Source organism: Saccharothrix sp. CCNWYY140 (assembly GCF_037401995.1).
In the GTDB taxonomy this organism is placed as follows: Bacteria; Actinomycetota; Actinomycetes; order Mycobacteriales; family Pseudonocardiaceae; genus Actinosynnema.
Genome location: NZ_JBBEGC010000002.1, coordinates 14,433 through 38,126, shown reverse-complemented (window position 1 = coordinate 38,126; position 23,694 = coordinate 14,433). Strand labels below are relative to the sequence as shown.

Here is a 23,694-nt window from a genome sequence, read left to right as displayed (position 1 = left end):
ACCTCCCTCGGGTCACCGGGTACCCCGCGCCCGGAAGGGGTAGACACGAGGGCATGAGCATCGGGCTGCCCGACGGGATCACCGCCTGCCTCTTCGACCTGGACGGGGTGCTGACCAGCACCGCCGTGCTGCACCGCCGCGCGTGGCGGCGCACCTTCGACGACTTCCTGCGCCCGCGCGGCGAACCGCCGTTCGCCGAAGCGGACTACATCAAGTACGTGGACGGCCGTCCCCGCTACGACGGGGTGCGCACGTTCCTGGCGTCCCGGGGGATCACGCTGCCCGAGGGGTCGCCGGACGACCCGCCGGACCGCGACACCGTGCACGGCGTGGGCAACCGCAAGAACGAGCTGATCGACGCGATCATCCGGCAGGAGGGCGTGACCCCGTACCCGGGCACGGTCCGCTACCTCGACGCCATCGCGGGCGAGCAGCGGATCGGTGTCGTGACCTCCTCGGCCAACGCCGCGCGCGTGCTGGACGCCGCCGACCTGACCAAGTACGTCGAAGCGCTGGTGGACGGCGTGGTGATCAGCCGCGACGGCCTGCGCGGCAAGCCCGCGCCGGACTCCTTCCTGGTCGGCGCGCGGATGCTCGGGGTCGAACCCGCGCACGCGGCGGTGTTCGAGGACGCGCTCGCCGGGGTCGAGGCGGGCCGTGCGGGCGGTTTCGGGCACGTGGTGGGCGTGGACCGGGCGGGGCAGCGCGCGGCGCTGCTGGAGAGCGGGGCGGACGTGGTGGTCGAGGACTTGGCGGAGCTGCTGTGACCGGATACGACATCCAGCCGTGGGCACTGCGCTGGCACGGTCTCTCGGTGCCGGACCTGCGGCGAACCGAGTCGACGTTCGCGCTGTCCAACGGGCACATCGGCATGCGCGGCACGCTGGACGAGGGCGAGCCGCGCGGCCTGCCCGGGACGTACCTGAACGGCTTCTACGAGGAGCACGCCCTGCCCTACGGCGAAGGCGGGTACGGCTACCCCGAGGCCGGGCAGACGGTCGTCAACGTCACCGACGGCAAGGTGATCCGGCTGCTGGTCGAGGACGAGCCGCTGGACATGCGCTACGGGCGGGCGGTGGACCACGAGCGGGTCCTGGACTTCCGGACCGGCACGCTGCGGCGGCGCACCGAGTGGGAGTCGCCCACCGGCCGGCGGATCACCGTGCGCAGCGAGCGGCTGGTGTCGTTCACCCAGCGCGCGGTCGCGGCGATCCACTACGTCGTCGAACCGCACGACGACCTCCAGCTGGTCGTGCAGTCCGACCTGCTGGCCAACGAGCCCATCGAGCACGCGGGCGGCGACCCGCGCGTGGCCGCCGCGCTGGACGCGCCCCTGGTGTCGGACTTCGCGTGGGCCGAGGGGACGCGGGCCGTGCTGGCCCACCACACCCGGCACTCGGGCCTGCGCATGGCGGCGGGCATGGACCACGAGCTGGAGGTCAGCGACGGCCACCGCACCGACATCCACGCCGAACCCGACCTGGCGCGCTTCACCGCCGCCGTGGACGTCCCGGCGGGCGGCGCGCTGCGGCTGACCAAGTACCTGGGCTACGGGTGGTCGGCGCAGCGGTCGGTGCCGGCGCTGCGGGCCCAGGTGGACGCGGCGCTGGCGGGCGCCCGCCAGACCGGCTGGGAGGGGCTGCTGCGCGAGCAGCGGACGTTCCTGGACGACTTCTGGGAGGTCGCCGACATCGAGGTGGACGGCGACGACGAGATCCAGCAGGCGCTGCGGTTCGCGTTGTTCCACATCCTCCAGGCCGGGGCGCGTGGTGAGACGCGGGCCATCGCCGGCAAGGGCCTGACCGGTCCCGGCTACGACGGGCACGCGTTCTGGGACACCGAGATGTTCGTGCTGCCCGTGCTGACCTACACCGTGCCCGACGCGGCCCGGGACGCGCTGCGCTGGCGGCACTCCACCCTGGGCAAGGCGCGCGAGCGGGCCGTGGTGCTCGGCCAGCACGGTGCGGCGTTCCCGTGGCGGTCCATCAACGGCGCGGAGTGCTCGGCGTACTGGCCCGCGGGCACGGCCGCGTTCCACGTCTCCGGCGACGTGGCGCACGCGGTGGCCCAGTACACCGCGGCCACCGGCGACGTGGACTTCGACCGCGAGTGCGGCGCCGAACTGCTGGTGGAGACCGCGCGGCTGTGGATGTCGCTGGGCCACCACGACCAGCACGACGGGTTCCGCGTCGACGGCGTGACCGGCCCGGACGAGTACTCGGCCATCGTGGACAACAACGTCTACACCAACCTCATCGCGCAGAAGAACCTGCGCGAGGCGGCGGACGCGGCGGAGCGGCACCCGCGGCAGGCGGGCGACCTGGGCGTGAAGCCGGAGGAGGTGCGGGCGTGGCGGTTGGCGGCGGACAAGATGCTGGTGCCGTTCGACTCGCTGCTGGGTGTGCACGAGCAGGCCCAGGGCTTCACGGCCCACGCGGAGTGGGACTTCGAGGCGATGGAGGAGGACGACTACCCGCTGCTGCTGACCAAGCCGTACTTCGACCTGTACCGCAAGCAGGTGGTGAAGCAGGCGGACCTGGTGCTGGCCATGCACGTGCGCGGTGACGTGTTCAGCGTGGAGCAGAAGGCGGCGAACTTCGCGTACTACGAGGCCAGGACCGTGCGCGACTCGTCGTTGTCGGCGGCGACCCAGTCGGTGCTGGCCGCCGAGGTCGGTGCGCTGGACCTGGCGTGGGACTACCTGGCGGAGGCGGCGTTCACCGACCTTCACGACCTGCACCACAACGTCCACAACGGACTGCACATGGCGTCCTTGGCGGGCGCGTGGATCGCGATGGTGGCGGGGTTCGGCGGGATGCGCGACCACTCCGGGTTGACCTTCGCGCCCCGGCTGCCGCCGAGCCTGGGGCGGATGGCGTTCCGGATGTCCTACCGGGGCACGAGGTTGTGCGTGACGGTGACGCGGGACGAGGCCACGTACCGGATCGTGTCGGGCGGCGCGCTGCGGACCGCGCACCACGGCAAGCCGATCGTGGTCGAGCCGGGCGCGTCGCTGGTCCTGCCGATCCCGGACGCGCCCGTGCCGCCGGAGGTGCGGCAGCCGTTCGGGCGGGAACCGGTGCGGCGGACCCCGAAGCCCTAGCGGGCGAAAGACGTTTCGCCCGTGACCACTCCGGCGACGAACGTTCACGTTCGGGCGTGGGAAAGGCGCCCGGCCAGAGCTCCTCGGGGGGAGGGGAGCCCTGGCCGGGCCGACAGGCGGCCTCGGGGGGCTGTGGCCGCCTACGCCATCATCGTGGGTGCGGGCACCCCCGTTACGCGGTGATCAGCCGCCCACGTGGATACCGGGGCGGCGATCGGGGTCGTCCTCGCTCTTGCGCAGGATCTCCCGCACCACTGGCGCGGTGTCACCCTGCCCGAGGATGAGGTAGCGGAACAGGTGTGCCAGCGGATTTCCTTCCGACCATTCGAAATAGCAATGGGGGCGCACGTCCGTCGTATCGCGCAGCGCCAGCAGGACGGCCGCGATCGCGTTGGGCACGGCCGGGCTCTGCACCCGCAGCACGCGGTAACCGTCCACTTCGACCCCGCGCACCGTCAGCACGTCGCTGAACTCCGACGGGTCGACCACGTCGACCTCGAGGAACAGCACGTCCGCCGGGTCGGGCACCGGGTTCATGCCGCGCTGCCCGGCCTCCTTCGCCGCGTACTCCGCGCGGTCGCCCGCCTGCCGCTTGTTGGCGATGATGTTGAGCGCGTTGTCGTGCGACAGGGAGTCGGTGACGAACCGGCGGGCGTTGTCGTCGAACTCGATGCGGTCGGCGCGCAGCTCGGTGGTGCGGGACACGCGGGACACCAGGGAGATCACGACGATGCCGAGGATGAACGCGGCGGAGATCGCGATGCCGTCCGGCTTCTCCAGGACGTTCTCCACCAACGCGTACAGCAGGACGAGGGTCAGCACGGCGAACCCGACGCCGGCCCCGCGCTGCCGACGCCGCCACGCCGAGATGGTCACGGCGACCGAACCGGACACCATCATGGCCAGGATGCCGGTCGCGTACGCACCGGCCTGCGCGTTGACGTCGGCCTTGAACGCGATGGTGATGCCGATGCTGATGACCGTGTAGACCAGCACCACCGGCCGCACCGCCCGGCCCCACTCCGGCGCCATGCCGTAGGACGGGAGGTAGCGCGGGACGATGTTGATCAGGCCCGCCATCGCGGACGCCCCGGCGAACCACAGGATCAGCACGCTGCTGAGGTCGTAGACGGTGCCGAAGGCCTCGCCGAGGTGCTCGTGCGCGAGGTAGGCCAGGGCACGGCCGTTGGCGGGGCCGCCGGGCTGGAACGCCTCGGCGGGGATCAGGACCGTGGTGATGAAGCTGGTGGCGACCAGGTAGACCGACATGATGAGCGCGGCGGTGGTGAGCAGCTTGCGCGTGTTGCGCACGCGGTTGTCCATGCGTTCTTCGGGCGTCTTCCCGTCCGCCGCCACCAGCGGCATCATGCTCACGCCGGTCTCGAAGCCGGACAGACCGAGCACGAGCAGCGGGAACGCCAGGATCGCGGGTCCGATCACGTCCCCGAAACCGCCGCCGGCGGTCAGGGCGTCCACCCAGCGGTCGATGGCGACCGGCTCGGCGACGAGTTCGACCACGCCCGCGCCGACGATGACGGCGTTGAGGGCTAGAAAGACCGCGACCAGCGGGATGGCCACGCCGACCGCCTCGCTGAACCCGAGCAGGAACACCCCGCCCAGCACCAGCAGCAGGACGACGGTCACCAGCACTTCGTGGCCGTGCAGGAACCCGGGCGCGTGCGGGTTCTCCAGCAGGTGCACGGTCGCGTCGGCCGAGGACAGCGTGATGGTGATGATCCACGAGGTGGCCACGAACCCGAGCAGCACCAGCACGAAGATCTTGCCGCGCCAGAACGGCAGCAGGTCCTCCAGCATCGCCACCGACCCCTGCCCGTGCGGGCTCTCCCGGGCCACCCGCCGGTACATGGGCAGCATCCCGAGCAGGGTCAGCGCCACGATCAACAGCGTCGCCAGCGGGGACAACGCACCGGCCGCCAACGCGGCGATCGCGGGCAGGTAGGACAGCGTGGAGAAGTAGTCCACGCCGGTCAGGCACATGACCTTCCACCACGACTGCGGCTTGGCGTGCGCCTCGTCGCTCTCCGGGCCGACCGGGGCCACGCGGTGGCGCAGCAGCCACCGGCCGAGCGTCGAGCGGGGCGTTTCCGGACGAACCGGACTATCCACGCCGGATGGGATCGCGTAGTCGTTCTCCGTGGTCAAAGCCGCCTCCCCGATGTCAGCGGCGCCAGGATGCACGACCGGATCACCCTCCCGCACACCGGGGAGCGTTACCGCACTTCTGCGGATTTCACCTGAAGATGGGTAACCCACACAGGTGAGAAGAGCGGCGCGAAAGCGGTACGCCGGTCAGTATCCCGGGTTGTGAGCTCAACACCCATCTACGACGAGCTGGCGGCGACCTACCTCGCCGACCTCGACCTCAGCGCCCTGGACCGGCCCGGGCCGGAGCCCGTCGTCGCGCCCGAGCCCGCACCACCGACCGAACCGCCGACCCGGGGACGCGCGAAGGCGTGATCTTGACACCCCACCGCGCCCGGGAGTACTACGGCTGGTGACGTGACCAGGCCGCCGCCGGTCGAGGGGTGGGGGCGGCATGCGCGTGCGGGCGGTGCTCACGGCGGTCCTGCTGGTGGCGGCGTGCGCGACCGCGCCACCCGAGCACGTGACCCTGACCTGGTGGGACCCCCTCGACCACTCCCCCGTCGCCGACCAGGCCGTCGAGGCCCTCCTCGCCCGCCACCGCGCGGCCCACCCGAACGTCGAGATCAAGCGCACGACCGTGCCGCGCGAGCGGCTGGAGCGCGACCTGGAGCGCGGACCCCGGCCCGACATCGCCGCCGTGGACGTCGCCGCCCTCCCCCGCCTCGCCGCCGCCTCCGCCCTGACCGACCTCAGCGAGCGGTTCACGGCCTGGGACCCCGGCTTCGTCGGGCCGGCGCGGGACAGCGTCCGGCACGACGGCCGCCACTACGGCGTGCCGCTGCGCACCGAGACCGCCGCCCTGCTGTTCAACCGGGACCTGTTCGCCGCCGCCGGTGTCGCCGGGCCGCCCGCGACGTGGCAGGACCTGCGGGTCACCGCCCAGTCCCTGACCGGGCCGGGGCGGTGGGGCCTGTGCCTGGCCGCCGCGCCGGGCGACGACCTGACCGGCACGTTCCTGCCGTTGCTGTGGCAGTCGGGCGGTGACCTGCGGGACATCACGGGCACTGCGGTGTCCTTTATGGACTCTCTGATGGCGAGCGCGCACCCGGATTCCTTGCGGTGGGGCAACTCCGACGTCACCACCGCGTTCACCGAAGGTCGCTGCGCGATGATGGTGAACGGGCCGCGCGCCGTGCCCGCGCTCAACCAGGCGGGCCTGGACTGGGGCGCCGCGCCCCTGCCCGCCGGACCGGCCGGCACCGCGTCCCTCGTCGGCGGCGAGGCCTGGGTGGTCGGCGCGGGCAGCCCGCACGCCGACCGGGCGTGGGACGTGCTGCGGTGGCTGGCCGAGGAGCACGACAACGCCACCGAGTTCGGCGCGGCGCTCCAGGCGGTGCCCAACCGGTCGGACACCGCGCGGGACCCCGGCTGGCAGTGGGACCCCAACCTGCCCGCGTTCACCACCCAGCTCACCTCCGCCCGCTCCCCCTACACCCCGCGCCACGCGGAGGTCTCCGCCGAGCTGTCGACCATGCTGCGCGAGGTGCTGCACGACGACCGCCCGCCGGCCGAGGCGGTCGCCGACGCCAAGACCCGCCTCGACCCCCTGCTGCGCTGAGCTCCTTTGTGGCCTGCAAGTTGCAGCAGGCCGTCCGTTCACACCAGCACGGCTGCCGTTCACCGACGACGACCCCCGAAAGTGGGGACATCCGTGCCTGGCACGCGGCAAGGTGACCGGACCCGGGCGTCGCGCCACGGCGGTCGGGGTACCCGGCCGGCATGCGGAAAGAGGCACCGGTGAAGGACAAGGTCGAGAAGGGCGACGTCGAGACGCGCCCCTGGCTGACCCGTGCCCAGCTGCTGGCCCTGGTCGTCGGCTCGCTCCAGATCGTGTTCGCGCTGGTGCCGGTCCTGCCGATGAGCACCGGGAACCAGGCCCTGCACGTGTGCACCGGGCTGGTCGGGCTGGCGCTGGCGTGGAAGCACCAGTACGCGCGCCTGTACGGCCTCGCGCTGCTCCTGGTGTACGGCAAGCTCTACCTCGACGGCGTGGACGCGTCCACCTCCTGGCTTCAGCTGCCGACACTGGAGACGGTCGCCAACGGGCGGTCGGCGCTGGCGGGTCTGGTCATCGCGGTCGTGCCCGCGGTCACCCGGCGGTAATCGCCCGCGGTCATCGTGCCGTCGGGGTGGAAGCGCAGCTTCGGGCTGCTGCTGCGCGCGATCGACTCGAACATCGACCGGTCGGCGGGGGTGGTCGGCCGCCAGTACATGTGGGCGCCGTGGGTGACACCCATGTCGAGGTCGATCATGGTGGCGACGGCCCGGTCGTAGCGCCGCCCCGTCAGGGGGAGGCCGCCGGAGGCGTGGATGTCGAACACGTCGTGGTCGCCGGTCAACGGGCGCAGGACGCCACGCCGGTCGTAGCCGTGCACGACGCCGTCGCGCACGAGGTATTCACCGAGCCGTTCCAGCAGTGCCATCTTCGAACGCAGGAGGTCGAACTCGTCGCAGCGCTGGGTGAAGCGCTTCAGGAGCCGCTCGGTGACGCCGTAGCGGGGTAACCGGGGCCGGAAGAACCCGACCAGACCGCGGTAGCGGTGGCGGGCGCCGAGGCGGACGTCCAGGTCGTCGATGGTCTTCGCCTTCACGGCCTCGGGCTTGGGCAACGCGCCGTCGCGCAGCCACGCCACCGCGTGCGGGTTGGTCGCCCGCACGTCGATGACGAGGTCCTGCTCGGCGGCCACCTGCTGGAACTTGCGGGCGTTCTCGGTCGGCATGCCGAAAACCGGCTCCACCGACGTCATGGGGAAGAGGTGATCAGTGCGCACGGGTATTAAGGTCCGCCCGAAATGCGCGTGCACCAGAGCGCCGGCTTCGGTTAGCTCTAAGCGTGACCCCTGATGCGCTGATCGGACTCCTCGCCGGTCCAGACCGGTTGCGCGTGGTGGCCGCGCTGGTCCTGGGTGCCCGCAACGTTACGGAGATCACCGAAGCGACCCGTTTGGACAACCGCGTCGTGGACCGGGCGCTGCGCAGGCTCCGCACCGCGGGATTGGTGGAAGCCTACGGCGAGGTGCTGGTCCTGCGGGAGGAGGTCTTCGCCCACCTGGCCCGCGTGGAGCGCCCCCGGGAGGATCCGTTCCTGCGGGACGGACGGCTGCTCAAGCTGCCGGCGCAGCGGTCGCGCAGGCGCGAGGTGCTGGAACAGGTCTGCGTGGTGTTCGAACCGGGTCACCGGTACAGCGAACGCGAGGTGACCGACGAGTTGCGCAAATGCTGCGAGGGCGGCGAAGTGGACCACGTCACAGTGCGCCGCTACCTGGTGGACGAGGGCCTGCTGGACCGGGCCGACGGACAGTACTGGCGCTCCGGCGGCCCGGTCGACATCGACTGAGCCAGGCCGCCCCCAACGCGCGCCAACCCACGCCAGCCACGCGCCTCAGTCCCGCGCAATCTGCAAGTACAACCTGCACATGCAGTCTTCACCTACTACCTGCACCTGACTACCTGCACCTGACTACCTGCACCGACAGTCTGCACGTGCAGTCTGCATCGGCAGTGATCAAGTGCAGTCTTCACATGCAGTCTGCCGCCTGTGATCAGCTGAAGTGGTCCGGGTGGGGTCCGATGCGGTCGCCCGTGTCCAGGGTCGCGATCCGGTCCAGGTCGGACTGGTCGAGCTCGAAGTCGAACACCCGGAAGTTCTCCGCGATGCGGCTGGGCGTCACCGACTTGGGGATGACGACGTTGCCGAGCTGGAGGTGCCAGCGCAGCACGACCTGAGCCGGGGTGCGGCCGTGCTTGCCGGCGATGTCCGTGATCACGTCGTCGCGCAGCAGGTCACCGCCCTGGGCCAGCGGGCTCCACGCCTCGGTGGCGATGCCGTGCTCGGCGTGGAAGCGGCGCAGCTCGGCCTGCTGGAGGCGCGGGTGCAGCTCGACCTGGTTGAGCGCCGGCACCGCGCCGGTCGCGTCGATCACGCGTTCGAGGTGACTGGGCTGGAAGTTGGACACGCCGATCGCGCGGACTCGGCCGTCGGCGAGCAGCTTGCCCAGGGCGCGCCAGCTGTCGACGTAGCGGTCGCGCTTCGGGGCGGGCCAGTGGATGAGGTAGAGGTCGAGCTGGTCGAGGCCGAGCTTGGCGAGGCTCGTGTCGAACGCGCGCAGGGCCTCGTCGTAGCCCTGGTCGGAGTTCCACAGCTTGGTGGTGACGAACAGGTCGTCACGGGCGTGGTCGGCGATGGCGCGGCCGACGGCCTCCTCGTTGCCGTAGATGGCGGCCGTGTCGATGCTGCGGTAACCGACGCGCAGCGCCTCGCGGACCGCAGCCTCGGTGTCCTGAGTGGACACCTGGAACACGCCGAACCCGAGCTGCGGCATGGCGACGCCGTTGTTGAGCGTGATGGTCGTCATGGGGCCATCATGCGCCCTGTCAACGACTCCCACGTCATGGACGACGTTGACCGGCTTGTGGATCGTCTGGTCCGATCGATCCCGTGACCGAGGTGACGACCGTGGAGGTGACGGTCTCCATCCGCCTGAGCGCCCCATCCGCGCAGGTGATGGACGCCGCCGCACACCTGGCGGAGACACTCCGCGAGGCCCTGGACACGCCCTCCGCGGAGGTGGTGGTGGACTTCGCGGAGGCGGTGACGGACCTACCCCTATCCCACGCGGAACTACGCATCCTGGCCGACTCACGCCGTGTGCTGCACCGGGGCCGGGACGTGGAGCTGACCCGGCTGGAATTCGACCTGCTGCACCACCTGTGCACCCACCCCAGGCAGGTCCACCGGCGAACGGCGCTGATGAACAGCGTCTGGGGCGCGACCTCGTTCGTCGACACCCGAACGGTAGACGTGCACGTGCGCCGAATCCGCCGCAAGCTCGGCGAGGCAGCCTCCCTGATCACCACGGTCCGCGGCGTCGGCTACCGCGTGAACAACCCGTTCGCCGTCTCGGTCGAACACGACGCCCTAGCCGGCTGACCGCCCTAGCCGGCTGACCGCCCTAACCAGCCGCCCCCGCCTTCCCGCGTTCCTTCCTCTCTACGGGACGCGCGAGTCGGCGTTTGGTCGCGGATCCTGCATGTCACTCGATCGGGTGGAGCTGGAGACGGCCGGACCGACGCTGATCATCGTAGTGGCGGATCAGGCCATTCGGGCTATCTGCTGCTCGACATGTGGAGGAAGTCGGTGGCGCGAACGGAGGGCCGGGCGCAGCCGCAGCAGGGCTTCGGCCAAGGCGCCGCGAGCCGCCGGGTCGTGCAGGGCTCGGCGGGCCAGGGTCAGGGCCGCGCCGATCGCCACTGCTGGTGGGCGGCGGAGCCAGGTGGTCAGTAGGTCGTTGCGCAGTTCTCGTTGGCGGCCGGCACTCGCTGGGCCGCGTGAAGGTGAGGGGTGGTGGTGAGCCGTCACCGAGTCGACGTAAGCGCAGGCCCAACCCCGCGCGGCCATGTCCCAGGCGAACAGGCGCTCCTCGCCGCGGAAGAACAGCAGCGGGTGGAACCCGCCCACCTCCAAGAACGCGCTCCGCCGCACGATCGACGCGCAGCACAGGAAGCCGAAAACCGAAGGACCAGGCAGGTCGGCCGCACGACCCAGCGGAGAGGACGCCATCTCACGACAGATCGGATCCACCTCACCACCAGGCTCGACCAAAGTCCTGGCAGCGATCAAGCCCAGGCGCGGGTGCCTGGCGAACAACGCCTCCGCGCGCGGCAGAGCATCGGGAGCCCACCAAGAGTCGTCGTCGCTGAACGCCACGTACGGTGTGCGGGCGTGCCGAACGCCGTGGTTGCGGGCGATGGCACCCAGGTTGCGGCCCATCTCCAGGACCTCCACCCGCGGGAACCGCCGGGACACCCCGACCGTGTCATCGGATGATCCGTTGTCCACCACGACCACGGGGACGTCCAACTCCGCCAACCGGGTGAGCGTGCGCGTCAACTCCACCACGCGGTCGCGCGTGGCGATCACCACCGTGGTTCCCTCCACCGCCGGGTACTACCCGCACAACAAGTGGTTACACCCCGATTCCACGGGTAGCTCCTCGACATGGGCTTCGAAAGAGCTGTGGTGACCGGCGGCGCCGGGTTCCTGGGGTCGCACGTCTGTGAGGCGCTGCTCAAGCGTGGCACGCGGGTCACCTGCGTGGACGACTTCCGGACCGGGTCGCGTGACAACGTGCCCGACGGGGTCGGGGTGGTGGTCGCGGACGTCGCCAAGCCCTTGGACCTGCTCGGACCGGTCGACCTGGTCCTGCACCTGGCCTGCCCCGCCTCCCCCGTCGACTACCTGCGCGACCCGGTCGGCACGCTGAAGTCCGGCGGTCTGGGCACGCTGCACGCGCTGGAGCTGGCCAAGGCCAAGAACGCCCGGATCGTCGTCGCCTCCACCAGCGAGGTCTACGGCGACCCGCTCGAACACCCGCAGCGGGAAACCTACTGGGGCAACGTCAACCCGATCGGCCCGCGCAGCGTCTACGACGAGGCCAAGCGCTTCGGCGAAGCCCTGACCTGCGCGTTCCGCCGCGAGTACGGGACGAACACCGGCATCGTGCGGATCTTCAACACCTACGGCCCCCGCATGCGCACCGACGACGGCCGCATGATCCCCACGTTCTTCAGCCAGGCCCTGCGCAACGAGCCGCTCACCGTCCACGGCGACGGCAGCCAGACCCGCTCGCTGTGCCACGTGGACGACCTGGTCCGCGGCCTGATCGCGATGGCGCACAGCGAGCACCCCGGGCCGATCAACCTCGGCAACCCCGAGGAGGTCACCGTCCTCGACGTCGCCCGCAGGGTCGTCGAGGTCTGCGGCAGCGAGTCGGAGATCCGGCACGTCGAGCCGATGGAGGACGACCCGCAGCGCCGTCGCCCGGACATCTCCCTGGCCCGCGAGGTCCTGGGGTGGGAACCGCGGATCGACCTCTCCGAGGGTCTGCGCCGCTCGTTTGACCGACATCTCGTCGGGTAGTCGCCAGTCAACGCCAGAAAGGGGACGACCGTGCGCGTGCTCGGGATCAACGCGATCTTCCACGACCCCGCCGCGGCGCTCGTCGTGGACGGACACATCGTGGCCGCCGCCGAGGAGGAACGGTTCTCCCGGCGCAAACACGGCAAGCGACCGGTGCCGTTCTCGGCGTGGGAGCTGCCGGAGCAGGCCGCCCGCTGGTGCCTGGCGCGGGCCGGGCTGTCGCCGGGTGACCTGGACGCGGTCGCCTACTCCTACGACCCGGCGCTGGTCGAGCCGAACGACGTGCCGTGGGAGGACCTGCGCACGGAGTACGCGCGCCGCGCGCCGCAGTTCCTGGCCACCGCCCTGCCCGGCCTGGACCCGGGCATCGTGCGGTTCGTGCCGCACCACGTGGCCCACGCCGGGTCCACCGGGCTGGCGGCGCCGTTCGACGGCGACTGCGCGGTGCTGGTGTCGGACGGGCGCGGCGAGTGCGGCTCGCACTTGGCGGGCAGCTACCGCGGGCACCGGCTGGAGACGCTTGCGGCGCAAAAGCTACCCCACTCCCTGGGCCTGCTCTACGAGGACCTGACCGAGCACCTGGGGTTCCTGCGGTCCAGCGACGAGTACAAGGTGATGGCGTTGGCCTCCTACGCCAAGCCCGTGCACCTGGACCTGATGCGCGAGCACATCAAGGCGACCGACGACGGCGGTTTCCACGTCACCCCAGTCGACTGGCAGACCTTGGCCAAGCGGCGCGGCGCGGACGACGAGATGACCCGCGAGCACGCCGAGCTGGCCGCCAGTGTGCAGGTCCGGCTGGAGGAAGTGCTGCTGGACCTGGTGCGGTGGCTGCACGAGCGCACCGGGCAGCGGCGGCTGACGATGGCCGGCGGTGTGGCGTTGAACTGCGTGGCGAACACGCGGATCTTCGCCGATGGGCCGTTCGACGAGGTGTGGGTGCAGCCGGCCGCCGGTGACGCCGGGACCGCGCTGGGCGCGGCGCTGCACGTGGTGGCCGAGGCCGGCGAGCCCGCCGCCGCGATGCCGGGCGCGGACCTCGGGCGCGGCTGGAGCGACGACGAGATCGAGCAGTACCTGAAGCGCGCCAAGATCTCCTACGAGGAGCCGGCGGACGTGGCCGAGGAGGTCGCGCAGGCGTTGGCGGACAACAAGGTCGTGGCGTGGTTCCAGGGCCGCAGCGAGTACGGTCCGCGCGCGCTGGGCCGCCGATCGCTGCTGGCGAACCCGTGCTACGCCGAGAACCTTGAGCGGATGAACGACGTGAAGGGGCGCGAGCAGTTCCGGCCGATCGCGCCGATGGTGCTGGCGGACCGGGCGTCGGAGCTGTTCACGCGTGGCCCGTTGCCCAGTCCTTACATGCTTTTCGTGCACGATGTCCGTCCTGAGTGGAAGGACCGCATCCCGGCGGTCGTGCACGTCGACGGCACCGCGCGCGTGCAGACCGTCGACCCGGCCACAGAGCCTTTGGTGGCACGGGTGTTGGAGGGTTTCGCGGCGCGCACGGGCGTGCCGGTGATCGTGAACACCAGCTTGAACACCGCCGGGCGGCCGATGGTGGACGACCCGCGTGACGCGCTGGAGTGCTTCGGCTCGTCGCCGGTGGACCTGCTGGCGATCGGGAAGTTCGTGGTGCGGCGATGAGCCCCGATTACGCCGTGGTGATCCCGACCGTGGGCCGGGAGAGCCTGAGAGTGGTGCTGGACGCGCTGGAGCACGGGTCCGGTCCCCCACCGCGCGAGGTGATCGTGGTGGACGACCGGCCGGACCCCGGTGGCCCGCTGCCGCCCACGCACGGCGCGCGCGTGCTGCACAGCGGCGGGCGTGGCCCGGCGGCGGCGCGGAACGTCGGCTGGCGGGCGGCGTGCTGCGAGTGGATCGCGTTCCTGGACGACGACGTCGTGCCGCCGCACGACTGGAAGAAGCAGCTCGCGGCCGACTTGGACGCGGCGGACCTCGACGTCGGGGCCTCGCAGGCACGCATCACCGTGCCGCTGCCCGAGGACCGTGCGCCCACGGACTGGGAGCGCGGGACCGCGGGCTTGGCCGACGCGAAGTGGATCACGGCGGACATGGCGTATCGGCGGGCGGCGCTGGTGCACGCGGGCGGGTTCGACGAGCGTTTCCCACGCGCCTATCGGGAGGACGCGGAGCTGGCGTTGCGCGTGCAGAAGCACGGGTACCGGATCGTGCGCGGATCCCGGCGGACCACGCACCCCGTGCGGCAGTCGGACTTCTTCGCCAGCCTCAAGCAGCAGCGCGGCAACGCCGACGACGCGTTGATGCGCCGCCTGCTCGGCGAGGGCTGGCGGTCCCGGATCGGCGGGCACCCCGGCCGGTTGCGCCGGCACGCGGTGACCACGGCGGCGTTCGGCTTGACCATCCTCTTTGGACTGTTCCGGTCCCGCTTGGCCCTGGTCACCGGCGCGGTGTGGGCCGTTCTGACCGGCAAGTTCGCCTTGGAGCGCATCGCTCCCGGGCCGCGGACGCGCGACGAGGTCGTGCGGATGCTGGTGACCAGCGTCGCCATCCCACCCGCCGCGTGCGTGCACCGGTTGCGCGGCGAACTCCGGCACCGGGCGGTGCGTCCATGAAGGTGTTGGTGTTGCGGGCTTTGGGCCTGGGTGACCTGATGACGGGCATCCCGGCCCTGCGGGCGCTGCGGCGGGCGTACCCGGAGGCGGAGATCACGCTCGCCGCGCCGGGGTGGCTGTCCGACGCGGTGGACCGGATCGACGCGGTGGACCGGCTGCTGCCCACCGAGGGCCTGGTGCCGATCGACTTCGACCGGCCCGACCTGGCGGTGAACCTGCACGGGTCCGGTCCGCGGAGCGTCGACCTGCTGCGGGTGACCAACCCCAAGCGGCTCATCACGCACGGGACGCACGTGCCGTGGCGCGACGACCAGCACGAGGTCGACCGCTGGTGCCGGTTGCTGGCGCGGCACGGCATCCCGGCCGACCCGGAGAACCTGCACCTGGACCCGCCCGGCGGCATCCCCGCCGCTCGCACCCACCGGGAAGGGCCGGTGGTGGTGCACCCGGGCGCGTCGCACGGCGCTCGGCGGTGGCCGGTGGAGCGGTTCGCGGCCGTCGTGCGGGCGATCGGGTCAGACGCCGTGGTGACCGGCAGTCCCGCCGAAGCGGGGCTGGCGCGGGCCGTGGCGTCGGCGGGCGCGTCGCGGGTGCAGGTGGGCGGCCTGGCGGAGTTGCTGGACCTCGTGGCTGGCGCACGGGCGGTGGTGTGCGGGGACACCGGTGTCGCCCACGTCGCCACCGCTTACGGCACACCGTCGGTCCTGCTGTTCGGGCCGGTGTCCCCCGCGCACTGGGGTCCGCGTTCGGGCCCCCACAAAGTCCTGTGGCACGGCCGGACCGGCGACACGTTCGCCGACGAGCCCGACCCCGGCCTGCTGGAGATCACCGTCGAGGAAGTCCTGACGGCGTTGGGAGGTGTGTCGTGGCCCGGATCGGTGTCATCGGCGCGGGCTATGTCGGTCTGACCACCGCCGCCTGCTTCGCCCACCTCGGGCACCGCGTGGTGTGCGCTGACGTGGACGCCGGCAAGGTGGCCGCGCTGCGACGGGCGGAGGTGACCGCGCACGAGCCGCGCCTCGCGGAGCTGGTCGCCGACGCCGTGCACGACGGTTCGCTGGAGTTCGTGCTGGGCAACGGTCCCGCACTGTCCGATGTGGACTTCGTGTTCCTGTGCGTGCCCACGCCGACCGGCGAGGACGGCGCGGCCGACCTGAGCGCCGTGGAGGCGGTGCTCGCCGAGGCCGAGCTGACCGACTGCGTGCTGGTGGTGAAGTCCACCGTGCCGCCGGGGACCTCCGACCGGATCGCCCGGTCGCTGCGCGTGCCTGTGGTGGCCAACCCCGAGTTCTTGCGCGAGGGCCACGCCGTGGACGATTTCCTGCGTCCGCAACGGATCGTGGTGGGTGGTGAGGAGGAGCCGGCGCGGCGGGTCGTCGCGCTCTACCCGAACGCGCCGGCGGTGGTCACCGACCGGGCCAGCGCCGAGTTGGTGAAGTATGCCAGCAACTGCTTCCTGGCCATGAAGTTGTCCTACGTCAACAGCTTGGCCGAGCTGTGCGAGGAGGCCGGTGCGGACATCGAGGACGTCACCGAGGGAATGCGGCTGGACGAGCGCATCGGGTCGGCGTTCCTGCGGCCGGGTCCGGGGTGGGGTGGTTCTTGCTTCCCCAAGGACACCAAGGCGCTGTTGTCCACTTCGGACGAGAAGCATGTGGACTTCTCGTTGCTGCGGGCCACTATCGACACCAACGAGCGGCAGGCGCACCGGGTGGTGGACAAGGTGCGGGCGGCGGTGGGTGCGTTGCGGGGTGCGCGGATCGGGTTGCTGGGGTTGACGTTCAAGGCCGGCACCGACGACCTGCGCGACTCCCCCGCGTTGGCTGTGGCTGATTTGCTGGCGGAGGAGGGGGCGGTGCTGACCGGTTATGACCCTTGCGTGGACCATGACGCCGGTCCTGTGCGGGTCACCGACTCGCCGATGGCCGCTGCGCGTGGTGCTGCCGCTGTGGTGGTGTTGACCGAGTGGCCGGAGTTCGCCGAGCTCGACTGGCCGGCGTTGGCGGCCCGGATGGCGTGCCCGGTCATCGTGGACACCCGCAACCTGCTGCCCGCGGACAAGGTCACCGAGAGCGGCTTCCACCTGATCGCCCTGGGCCGCTGACCCGCGCGCCGGCCTCCGGCCCTCGGTTCGCACGCTGGCCTCCGGCCCCCGATTCCATTGTCCCACGGGGTACCGACAAAGTCCGGCCCAGCACGTGTCGACGGTTCTCGGAGAACCGGCAGCGGTGGGCGCGGTGTCAGACCGTGTGGCCGGTGTGGCCGGTGAGCATTTCGGCGATGACGACCGTGCCGGGTGCGTGTCGGCCGCCTGGACCCGGGCGCACCTCCACGTCGTCGACGTGCAGCTCGCCGCCGCAGTTGTCGCAGGTCACAACGGGTGTGGTGGGCTGGCCGCAGTCCCGGTGCACCAGGTCCATCGGCGCACCGTCGACGGCCAGGTAGCGGTCGCCCCACGCCATCAGGCTCAGCACGACCCCGTACAGCTGCTTGCCCGGCTCGGTCAGCTCGTAGCGGTAGCGCACGGGGTTGTGCTGGTAGGGCTTGCGTTCGACCAGGCCCGTGGACATGAGCCGGTCCAGGCGGTCGGACAGGACGTTCGTCGCCACGCCCAAGTCTCGGTGCAGCTCGTCGAACCGGGTCAGGCCCAGGAACAGGTCGCGCAGGACCAGCATTGTCCACGGGTCGCCGATCAGGCCCGACGTGCGTGCCACCGAGCACGCCATCGCGGTGAAGCGGTCTCTGTTCACATCTCTCAGGGTAGTGGCTTGCGATGAGCAAGTCACCGCACTAACTTGCCATTTGCAAGCCACTTCAGGGAGGACCACATGTACCACGCGATCGTGCGCGCCAAAGTCCGCAGCCTGTGGGCGCGCGTCGCCGACGGGGACTACCGCGCGGCGGTCCGGCTGGCCGACCCCGACGTGCGGTTCCGGTTCGTCGGCGACGCGCCGCCGGCCGCGTCCTTCACCGGCCGGGACGCCTTCGACCAGTGGTTCCGCGACCTGCTCGACCTGTTCCCCGGCATCCGGCTGACACCGCACGAGGTCATCGCCCGGGGTTGGCCGTGGGACACGACGGTGGTCACCCGGTTCCGCGTCGAGGCGACGCTGGCCGACGGCAGCGCGTACCGCAACGAGGGCGTGCAGTGGGTGCGGCTGCGCTGGGGACGCATGGTCGACGACTACGTGCTGGAGGACACCGCGCGGCTGGCCGAGGCCGTGCGCCGCCAGTCCGCCGCCGTCTGACGCCGGGGCTGGGCCTGGCCGAGGTGCACCACCTTCACGGTGGTCATCTCGTCCAGCAGCTCCGGCCCGTAGCCGAAGCCGGTGCCCGACATCCGCCGGGGTTGCGCGGCGCCGCCGGGCGCGCCGCCGAACACCGCGTTGACCTTCACCGTGCCGACCGGGAGCGCCCGCCACGCCTGTTGCGCGTGCGCCATCGACCCGGTCAGGACGGTCGCGGCGAGACCGTGCTCGTCGACCACCGCTTCGGCCAGCCCTTCGTCAAAGGACCCGACCACGCACACGGGTGCGACCGGGCCGAAGGTCTCCTGGCGCATCACGCGCATGTCCGGGGTGCAGCGGGTGAGGACGGTCGCCGGGTAGAACGCGCCCGGACCGGTCGGGATCTCGCCGCCGATCAGCACCTCGGCCCCGTCCGCGACCGCCTCGGCGACGTGGGCGTGCACGAGCTTGCGGTGCTCGACGTCCACCAGCGGCTGCGGCACCCAATTGCGCGCCTCGGCTTCCAGGGCGTGGAGGAACTCGTCGGCGACGGCTTCGTGGACGAAGATCCGCTCCACGGACGTGCACAACTGACCCGCGTTGGTGAACGCGCCCAACGCCGCTTGCGCCGCCGCCCACGCAGGGTCCACGTCGGCGTCGACGACCAGGGCGTCGTTGCCGCCGTTCTCCAGCAGCGCTTTGGCGCCGGTCCTGGCGGTGGCGGCGAGGATCGACCGACCGGTGGCCGTGCCGCCGACGTGCGCGACGAGGTCCACGTGCTGGTCGGCGGCCAGGCGCGCGCCGACTTCCCCGTCACCGATCAGGGTTTGCAGGACGCCGTCCGGGAAGGACTCGGCGAGGAGCTGCCCCATGAGCAGCCCGGTGTGCGGGCAACGTTCGCTGGGCTTGTGCACCACGGCGTTGCCGGTCGCCAGGGCGGCGCCGAGCAGTCCGCAGGCGACCGCGACCGGGTCGTTCCACGGCGTCAACGCCACCACCACGCCACGCGGTTCGGGCACCATGAAGTCGGCGGCGTCCCAAGAGCCGAGCAACGACCGTCCACGGTGGACCGGCCCCAACTCGGCGTACTGCTCCAGCGTGGACACGCCGGCCAACACCCCGTCCCGCCCCGACTCCACCGGCCGCCCGGTCTCCTGCTCCAACACCTTGGCCACGTCGTCGGCATGCGCCCGCAACACCCCCGCGGCCTGCCGCAAAGCCGCACCCCGCTCGGCCGCCGGCGTTGCAGCCCAGCTCGTGAAGACTGCACGTGCAGTCAGCACGGCCCCGGCAATGTCGCGTTCGGAGGCGCTGGGGAGGTGGCCGACGGGGTGGCCGTCACGGGGGCTGCGGATGTCGAGGGCACGCATGTCCGTCATGGCGACCGGGTACCCGAGCCGCAACTGGCAAACACCAGGGAGGAGCAGCCATGCCCGGACGCAAGGAACTGCCCAGCACGGTCGCCCGGTCGCCGAAGAAGGCGCAACGGACGTGGATCAAGGCCCACGACTCGGCGGTGGAAACGTACGGAGAGGGCGAACGCGCCCACCGCACCGCCTTCTCGGCCCTGAAGCACTCGTTCGAAAAGGTAGGCGACCACTGGGAACCGAAGGACCACAAGGGCCCTTCGGACAAACAGGCCGCCCGCAGCACGCCGAAGCAAGGCAAGACGGCCGGCGGCGTGGACGCGAACGCGAGCAAACAACACCTGTACGACTTGGCCAAGCGCCTGGACGTTCCGGGCCGGTCGAGCATGACGAAGCAGCAGCTGGTGGAGGCGATCAAGAAGGCCAACAACCGCAAAACGGCAAAGGCTCGCTCCTGAACAGCCGGTTTCGGGGGCAGGCCGAGGTAAGATCAACCGCCGAAGCCGCGACCCGAAACATCCCACTATCGAGTGACATGTCGGTTTCGGCACCGATCGGCTCCTCGCGCGTCCCGTGTAGTAGGAGGAGCGCGGGAAACGGGAGGCATGCCGGCGCGGGACAGCCCTGAGGCCCAGGTGGCCCCTGGTCGAAGCGGGTGGGACCGCCGCTTCGGGCGGGGCGGCGGGCTGGGGCTTCGGCGGGCGGCTGGGGCCTGGGCAGGGTCGGGGCGCGGCAGGGCCGGGGCGCGGCAAGGTCGCGGCGCGGCAGGGCCGGGGGGCGCGTGCGCCAGCCCACGGACCGTGGGTGTAGGCCAGGACCGTGGGCTGCAGGAGGGGCGGCCAGGGCGAGGCGGGCCGGGGGCGGGGCCAGCAGGGGCTAGGGCCAGGCGGGATGGGAGCCCGGCCAGCCGCCAGGGGTGAGGGCTCAGCAGCCGCCAAGGGTGAGGGCTCGGGTCGCGCAGCCGCCAGGGGTGAGGGCTCGGGGCGCGCAGCCGCCAGGGGTGAGGGCTGGGGGGGCGCCCAGGAGGTGTGCCGGCCTAGGGGGTGCGCCACTTGGTGTCGGTGAGCATGCCGGAGGCTTGGGGGCCCATGAGGAGCATGCCGCCGTCCACCACGAACGATGCGCCGGTCACGTAGCCGGCCGCCGGGGTCGCCAGGAATGCCACCACCGCTGCCACCTCCTTCGCGTGGCCGGGGCGGCCGAGGGGGACGCCGGGGCGGGGTTGGGTTTGGGGGTTCACGTCTTCCTGGCCGGTCATCGGGGTGGAGATTTCGCCGGGTGCTACCGAATTGACCGTTATGTCGTGTTCGGCCAGTTCTAGGGCCAAGACCTTGGTCAGCGCGCCCAAGCCCGCCTTGGCCGCGCAATAGGGCGCGGAGCCTACGCGGGGGGCGTGTTCGTGTACTGATGTGATGTTGATGATCCGGCCGCCCTTGCCGGCCTCGATCATGTGGCGGGCGGCGTGTTGGGAGCACAGGAAAGCGCCGTCCAAGTCCACCGACAGCACGTGTCGCCACAGGGCGAAGTCCATGTCCATCGCCTTCGTGGCCGAGCCGGTGCCGGCGTTGTTCACCAGCACGTCCACGCCGCCCAGCTCCTCCGCCAGGGAGTCGACCACTGACGCGGCGGCCGGCAGGTCGGACAGGTCCAGGCGGCGAACAGCCGCCTGTACGCCCAGGTCACGGACTTTTTCGGCCGTGCTGGAGGCGCCTTCCTCGTCCGTGTGCCAGGTGATGCCCACGTCCGCGCCGCCGCCCGCCAGGGCCACGGCGATGGCTTCCCCGATGCCCGAATCCGAGCCGGTCACGATGGCGCGTAGCGGCGCGCCCCTGCGGTCCTGTGGGAGTGGTGTGCCCATGACGTGCGGGTACCCCTGGCCGGGTTTGCGACACACCGTGACGGGAACGCAGCAGGGGTACGAGCTCGCAGGGCGTACCCAGCAAGCAGAGCAGGCCGAAGGGAGAAGCCCACCATGAAGGCCGTCACCTGGCACGGCAAGCGGGACGTTCGCGTGGACGACGTCCCCGACCCCATCATCAAGGAGCCCACCGACGTCGTCGTCCGCGTCACCTCCACCGGTATCTGCGGCTCCGACCTGCACCTTTACGAGGTGATGGGTCCGTTCATCGACGAAGGCGACATCCTCGGGCACGAGGCGATGGGCGTGGTCGAGGAGGTGGGGGCCCAGGTCACCGATGTGAAGCCGGGTGACCGGGTGGTGGTGCCGTTCAACATCTCCTGTGGTGCCTGCTTCATGTGCGGGCAGGGGTTGCAGTCGCAGTGTGAGACCACCCAGGTGCGTGAGCAGGGCACGGGTGCGGCGTTGTTCGGGTACACCAAGCTCTACGGGCAGGTCCCGGGCGGGCAGGCGGAGTACCTGCGGGTTCCGTTCGGTAACACGCTGCCCATCAAGGTGCCCGAAGGGCCGCCGGACGACCGGTTCGTCTACCTCTCCGACGTGCTGCCCACGGCGTGGCAGGCGGTCGAGTACGCGGGCGTCCCCGAGGGCGGCAGCCTGGTCGTGCTCGGACTCGGGCCGATCGGGGACATGGCGTGCCGGATCGCCAAGCACAAGGGCATCGCCAACGTGATCGGCGTGGACCTGGTGCCCGAGCGCATGGCGCGGGCGCGGCAGCGGGGCGTGACCGTGATGAACGTGAGGGACAGCCACCTCGTCGAGCACGTCAAGGACCTCACCGACGGGCGCGGCCCGGACGCGGTCATCGACGCGGTCGGCATGGAGGCGCACGGCGCGCCCGTCGCGAAGCTCGCGCACCAGGCCGTGGGTCTGCTGCCGGACGCCATCGCGGCCCGGTTCATGAAGACCGCGGGCGTGGACCGGCTGCACGCGCTGCGCTTGGCGATCGACCTGGTCCGGCGCGGCGGCACGATCTCCGTCGTCGGTGTCTACGGCGGCATGGCCGACCCGATGCCGATGTTGACGCTGTTCGACAAGCAGGTCCAGTTGCGCATGGGGCAGGCCAACGTGTGGCGCTGGGTGCCGGAGATCCTGCCGCTGCTGACCGACGGGGACCCGTTGGGCACCGAGGAGTTCGCAACCCACCACCTGCCGCTGGACCAGGCGCCGCACGGGTACGAGATCTTCCAGCAGAAGCGCGACAACGCCGTCAAAGTGCTGCTCAAGCCATGAGGGGATATCGTCCGCACATGATGCGGTGGTTCGGTGTGCTGGCCACGGCTCTCGTGGTCGGCGCGTGCGGTTCGAGCAGCACGGACCTGGTGCGGAGCGCGGCAGAGGAGTTCCTGTCCGCAGCGTCCTCCGGTGACAACGAGCGCGCGTGTTCGCTGCTCACCGAGCGCGCCGGGCAGGACTGCTCCACTGTGGACATCTCCGGCGGTACCGTCCAGGAGGTGCACGTCTGGGGTGATGCGGCCCAAGTGCGCACGTCCTCCGGCGACACGCTGTTCCTGCGCGAGATGAACTCCGGCTGGAAGGTCTCGGGCGCGGGCTGCAAGACCGTTCCCGAACGCCCGTACGAGTGTGAGGTGGGTGGGCCGTGACGCAGCGCGGGATGTTCTACCTCTACCTCGGCGGCGTGGTCGCGGGGCTGGTGTGCTTCATCGTCATCGGGGTGATGGGGCTGTGAAGAGGTTCTTGCGGACCAACGGTTTGGCGCTCGGTTTCGGGCTGCTGTTCCTCGGTTCGCTGCTGGGGCAGGCGTTCGCGGGCAACACAGACCTCAACAACCGGCGGCTCGTGGACGGCGGCGACCCGATCGGCCTGTGGCAGTACGTGTCCTCGTCGGACTTCGCGGTGGACGTGGCGGAGAACTGGCAGTCCGAGTACCTCCAGTTCTTCCTGTTCATCTTCGCCACGGTGTGGCTGATGCAGCGCGGCTCCAACGAGTCCAAGCCCGCGAAGCGGCTCGGCCCTGAGTCCGACGAGCAGCAGTACCTGGGCGCGCACGCGAAGCCGAACTCACCGCCCTGGGCGCGGGCCGGCGGGTGGCGCACGCAGCTGTACTCCAACTCGCTGGGCCTGGTCATGCTGGTGCTGTTCGTGGGTTCTTGGCTGGCGCAGTCCATCGCGGGGCGCAGCGCGTTCAACAACGAGCAGCTCATCGACTTCCAGGACCCGGTGAGCTGGTGGGACTACGTGCTGTCGGCCGACTTCTGGAACCGGTCGTTGCAGAACTGGCAGTCGGAGTTCCTGGCGATCGGGTCGATGGCGATCTTCAGCGTGTACCTGCGCCAACGCGGCTCGTCGGAGTCCAAACCCGTCGGCGCGCCCCACGACACGACCGACGAGTCCGGCTGACGTCCGGCGCGGAGGTGGTGCCGCGGTCGACCGGCGCCA

At 71.2% G+C, this 23,694-nt stretch carries 24 protein-coding genes; 17 read left to right on the top strand and 7 right to left on the bottom strand.

The window, feature by feature from the left end; translation table 11 throughout:
• The first annotated feature begins 53 nt into the window (after positions 1 to 53).
• A complete protein-coding gene (locus WBN91_RS01475) occupies positions 54 to 767 on the top strand; it encodes an HAD family hydrolase (protein ID WP_337723844.1) in 714 nt (237 codons plus the stop codon).
• Positions 764 to 3,103 (top strand): glycoside hydrolase family 65 protein, encoded by a 2,340-nt coding sequence (locus WBN91_RS01470; protein ID WP_337723845.1) that lies wholly within the window; start codon positions 764 to 766, stop codon positions 3,101 to 3,103. Before WBN91_RS01475 ends, WBN91_RS01470 begins: the two co-directional genes overlap by 4 nt.
• A gap of 183 nt (positions 3,104 to 3,286) precedes the next feature.
• On the opposite strand, the gene WBN91_RS01465 is transcribed toward WBN91_RS01470, so the two are convergent.
• Positions 3,287 to 5,101: an amino acid transporter gene (locus tag WBN91_RS01465; protein ID WP_443217641.1), complete on the bottom strand. Its 1,815-nt coding sequence runs from the start codon at positions 5,099 to 5,101 to the stop codon at positions 3,287 to 3,289.
• A 327-nt stretch (positions 5,102 to 5,428) separates the two neighbouring features.
• Between WBN91_RS01465 and WBN91_RS01460 the strand changes: the two genes are divergently transcribed.
• The 3 genes from WBN91_RS01460 to WBN91_RS01450 all read left to right on the top strand — a co-directional run bounded on the left by WBN91_RS01460 (position 5,429) and on the right by WBN91_RS01450 (position 7,372).
• Positions 5,429 to 5,581 (top strand): hypothetical protein, encoded by a 153-nt coding sequence (locus tag WBN91_RS01460; RefSeq protein WP_170199242.1) that lies wholly within the window; start codon positions 5,429 to 5,431, stop codon positions 5,579 to 5,581.
• Between the two features lie 79 nt (positions 5,582 to 5,660).
• Positions 5,661 to 6,827 (top strand): ABC transporter substrate-binding protein, encoded by a 1,167-nt coding sequence (locus WBN91_RS01455; protein WP_337723847.1) that lies wholly within the window; start codon positions 5,661 to 5,663, stop codon positions 6,825 to 6,827.
• A 161-nt stretch (positions 6,828 to 6,988) separates the two neighbouring features.
• Positions 6,989 to 7,372: a hypothetical protein gene (locus WBN91_RS01450; protein ID WP_337723848.1), complete on the top strand. Its 384-nt coding sequence runs from the start codon at positions 6,989 to 6,991 to the stop codon at positions 7,370 to 7,372.
• Here the strand turns inward: WBN91_RS01450 and WBN91_RS01445 are convergent.
• Complete coding sequence (locus WBN91_RS01445) at positions 7,282 to 8,040, bottom strand: hypothetical protein (RefSeq protein WP_337723849.1); 759 nt, start codon at positions 8,038 to 8,040, stop codon at positions 7,282 to 7,284. The two genes, WBN91_RS01450 and WBN91_RS01445, sit on opposite strands and share 91 nt — an antisense overlap.
• A gap of 62 nt (positions 8,041 to 8,102) precedes the next feature.
• Between WBN91_RS01445 and WBN91_RS01440 the strand changes: the two genes are divergently transcribed.
• The gene (locus WBN91_RS01440; RefSeq protein ID WP_337723850.1) at positions 8,103 to 8,606 is read left to right on the top strand and encodes a DUF2087 domain-containing protein; all 504 of its coding nucleotides are present in this window, start codon (positions 8,103 to 8,105) and stop codon (positions 8,604 to 8,606) included.
• A gap of 205 nt (positions 8,607 to 8,811) precedes the next feature.
• On the opposite strand, the gene WBN91_RS01435 is transcribed toward WBN91_RS01440, so the two are convergent.
• Positions 8,812 to 9,624, bottom strand: coding sequence for an aldo/keto reductase (locus WBN91_RS01435; RefSeq protein WP_337723851.1), 813 nt, complete (start codon positions 9,622 to 9,624; stop codon positions 8,812 to 8,814).
• 83 nt (positions 9,625 to 9,707) lie between these two features.
• On the opposite strand from WBN91_RS01435, the gene WBN91_RS01430 reads away from it, so the two are divergent.
• Positions 9,708 to 10,199, top strand: coding sequence for a winged helix-turn-helix domain-containing protein (locus WBN91_RS01430; protein WP_337723852.1), 492 nt, complete (start codon positions 9,708 to 9,710; stop codon positions 10,197 to 10,199).
• 162 nt (positions 10,200 to 10,361) lie between these two features.
• Here the strand turns inward: WBN91_RS01430 and WBN91_RS01425 are convergent, their stop codons facing one another.
• Positions 10,362 to 11,207 (bottom strand): glycosyltransferase family 2 protein, encoded by an 846-nt coding sequence (locus tag WBN91_RS01425; protein ID WP_337723853.1) that lies wholly within the window; start codon positions 11,205 to 11,207, stop codon positions 10,362 to 10,364.
• A 60-nt stretch (positions 11,208 to 11,267) separates the two neighbouring features.
• Between WBN91_RS01425 and WBN91_RS01420 the strand changes: the two genes are divergently transcribed.
• Genes WBN91_RS01420 through WBN91_RS01400 form a run of 5 tightly spaced genes read left to right on the top strand, consistent with a single transcriptional unit; the run spans position 11,268 to position 16,886 of the window.
• Positions 11,268 to 12,188, top strand: coding sequence for an NAD-dependent epimerase/dehydratase family protein (locus WBN91_RS01420; RefSeq protein ID WP_337723854.1), 921 nt, complete (start codon positions 11,268 to 11,270; stop codon positions 12,186 to 12,188).
• Positions 12,189 to 12,218: 30 nt separating this feature from the next.
• Positions 12,219 to 13,832 carry a carbamoyltransferase family protein gene (locus WBN91_RS01415; protein ID WP_337723855.1) on the top strand — a complete coding sequence of 538 codons (1,614 nt, stop codon included), beginning with the start codon at positions 12,219 to 12,221 and terminating at the stop codon, positions 13,830 to 13,832.
• On the top strand, positions 13,829 to 14,782 hold the full coding sequence (locus WBN91_RS01410; RefSeq protein ID WP_337723856.1) for a glycosyltransferase family 2 protein: 954 nt from the start codon (positions 13,829 to 13,831) through the stop codon (positions 14,780 to 14,782). Before WBN91_RS01415 ends, WBN91_RS01410 begins: the two co-directional genes overlap by 4 nt.
• Positions 14,779 to 15,690, top strand: a complete 912-nt coding sequence (locus WBN91_RS01405) for a glycosyltransferase family 9 protein (protein WP_337723857.1) — start codon at positions 14,779 to 14,781, stop codon at positions 15,688 to 15,690. The genes WBN91_RS01410 and WBN91_RS01405 overlap by 4 nt, the downstream gene beginning before the upstream one ends.
• A complete protein-coding gene (locus tag WBN91_RS01400) occupies positions 15,648 to 16,886 on the top strand; it encodes a UDP-glucose dehydrogenase family protein (protein ID WP_337723858.1) in 1,239 nt (412 codons plus the stop codon). The genes WBN91_RS01405 and WBN91_RS01400 overlap by 43 nt, the downstream gene beginning before the upstream one ends.
• A gap of 136 nt (positions 16,887 to 17,022) precedes the next feature.
• On the opposite strand, the gene WBN91_RS01395 is transcribed toward WBN91_RS01400, so the two are convergent.
• Positions 17,023 to 17,532 carry a winged helix-turn-helix transcriptional regulator gene (locus WBN91_RS01395; RefSeq protein WP_337723859.1) on the bottom strand — a complete coding sequence of 170 codons (510 nt, stop codon included), beginning with the start codon at positions 17,530 to 17,532 and terminating at the stop codon, positions 17,023 to 17,025.
• Between the two features lie 78 nt (positions 17,533 to 17,610).
• Between WBN91_RS01395 and WBN91_RS01390 the strand changes: the two genes are divergently transcribed.
• The gene (locus WBN91_RS01390; RefSeq protein WP_337723860.1) at positions 17,611 to 18,030 is read left to right on the top strand and encodes a nuclear transport factor 2 family protein; all 420 of its coding nucleotides are present in this window, start codon (positions 17,611 to 17,613) and stop codon (positions 18,028 to 18,030) included.
• Here the strand turns inward: WBN91_RS01390 and WBN91_RS01385 are convergent.
• Entirely contained in the window at positions 17,967 to 19,388 is a 1,422-nt protein-coding gene (locus WBN91_RS01385) for an aldehyde dehydrogenase family protein (protein WP_337723861.1), read from the bottom strand. The genes WBN91_RS01390 and WBN91_RS01385 overlap by 64 nt on opposite strands.
• Positions 19,389 to 19,438: 50 nt before the next feature.
• Between WBN91_RS01385 and WBN91_RS01380 the strand changes: the two genes are divergently transcribed.
• The gene (locus WBN91_RS01380; protein WP_337723862.1) at positions 19,439 to 19,834 is read left to right on the top strand and encodes a ChaB family protein; all 396 of its coding nucleotides are present in this window, start codon (positions 19,439 to 19,441) and stop codon (positions 19,832 to 19,834) included.
• Positions 19,835 to 20,412: 578 nt separating this feature from the next.
• Here WBN91_RS01380 and WBN91_RS01375 read toward each other — a convergent pair.
• Positions 20,413 to 21,234 carry an SDR family oxidoreductase gene (locus tag WBN91_RS01375; protein WP_337723863.1) on the bottom strand — a complete coding sequence of 274 codons (822 nt, stop codon included), beginning with the start codon at positions 21,232 to 21,234 and terminating at the stop codon, positions 20,413 to 20,415.
• A 114-nt stretch (positions 21,235 to 21,348) separates the two neighbouring features.
• On the opposite strand from WBN91_RS01375, the gene WBN91_RS01370 reads away from it, so the two are divergent.
• From WBN91_RS01370 to WBN91_RS01360, 3 genes are all read left to right on the top strand, one after another.
• Entirely contained in the window at positions 21,349 to 22,527 is a 1,179-nt protein-coding gene (locus WBN91_RS01370; RefSeq protein ID WP_337723864.1) for a zinc-dependent alcohol dehydrogenase, read from the top strand.
• A 17-nt stretch (positions 22,528 to 22,544) separates the two neighbouring features.
• On the top strand, positions 22,545 to 22,898 hold the full coding sequence (locus WBN91_RS01365; protein ID WP_337723865.1) for a hypothetical protein: 354 nt from the start codon (positions 22,545 to 22,547) through the stop codon (positions 22,896 to 22,898).
• Between the two features lie 82 nt (positions 22,899 to 22,980).
• Entirely contained in the window at positions 22,981 to 23,655 is a 675-nt protein-coding gene (locus WBN91_RS01360) for a DUF6766 family protein (RefSeq protein WP_337723866.1), read from the top strand.
• Positions 23,656 to 23,694 lie beyond the last annotated feature (39 nt).

Excerpts from the sequence above, each read along its gene's own strand:
- WBN91_RS01475 (WP_337723844.1), top strand. The coding sequence starts at position 54 with ATGAGCATCGGGCTGCCCGACGGGATCACCGCCTGCCTCTTCGACCTG.
- WBN91_RS01465 (WP_443217641.1), bottom strand. The coding sequence starts at position 5,101 with ATGTGCCTGACCGGCGTGGACTACTTCTCCACGCTGTCCTACCTGCCC.
- WBN91_RS01455 (WP_337723847.1), top strand. The coding sequence starts at position 5,661 with ATGCGCGTGCGGGCGGTGCTCACGGCGGTCCTGCTGGTGGCGGCGTGC.
- WBN91_RS01450 (WP_337723848.1), top strand. The coding sequence starts at position 6,989 with ATGCGGAAAGAGGCACCGGTGAAGGACAAGGTCGAGAAGGGCGACGTC.
- WBN91_RS01435 (WP_337723851.1), bottom strand. The coding sequence starts at position 9,624 with ATGACGACCATCACGCTCAACAACGGCGTCGCCATGCCGCAGCTCGGG.
- WBN91_RS01420 (WP_337723854.1), top strand. The coding sequence starts at position 11,268 with ATGGGCTTCGAAAGAGCTGTGGTGACCGGCGGCGCCGGGTTCCTGGGG.
- WBN91_RS01410 (WP_337723856.1), top strand. The coding sequence starts at position 13,829 with ATGAGCCCCGATTACGCCGTGGTGATCCCGACCGTGGGCCGGGAGAGC.
- WBN91_RS01405 (WP_337723857.1), top strand. The coding sequence starts at position 14,779 with ATGAAGGTGTTGGTGTTGCGGGCTTTGGGCCTGGGTGACCTGATGACG.
- WBN91_RS01390 (WP_337723860.1), top strand. The coding sequence starts at position 17,611 with ATGTACCACGCGATCGTGCGCGCCAAAGTCCGCAGCCTGTGGGCGCGC.
- WBN91_RS01385 (WP_337723861.1), bottom strand. The coding sequence starts at position 19,388 with ATGACGGACATGCGTGCCCTCGACATCCGCAGCCCCCGTGACGGCCAC.
- WBN91_RS01380 (WP_337723862.1), top strand. The coding sequence starts at position 19,439 with ATGCCCGGACGCAAGGAACTGCCCAGCACGGTCGCCCGGTCGCCGAAG.
- WBN91_RS01375 (WP_337723863.1), bottom strand. The coding sequence starts at position 21,234 with ATGGGCACACCACTCCCACAGGACCGCAGGGGCGCGCCGCTACGCGCC.
- WBN91_RS01370 (WP_337723864.1), top strand. The coding sequence starts at position 21,349 with ATGAAGGCCGTCACCTGGCACGGCAAGCGGGACGTTCGCGTGGACGAC.
- WBN91_RS01365 (WP_337723865.1), top strand. The coding sequence starts at position 22,545 with ATGATGCGGTGGTTCGGTGTGCTGGCCACGGCTCTCGTGGTCGGCGCG.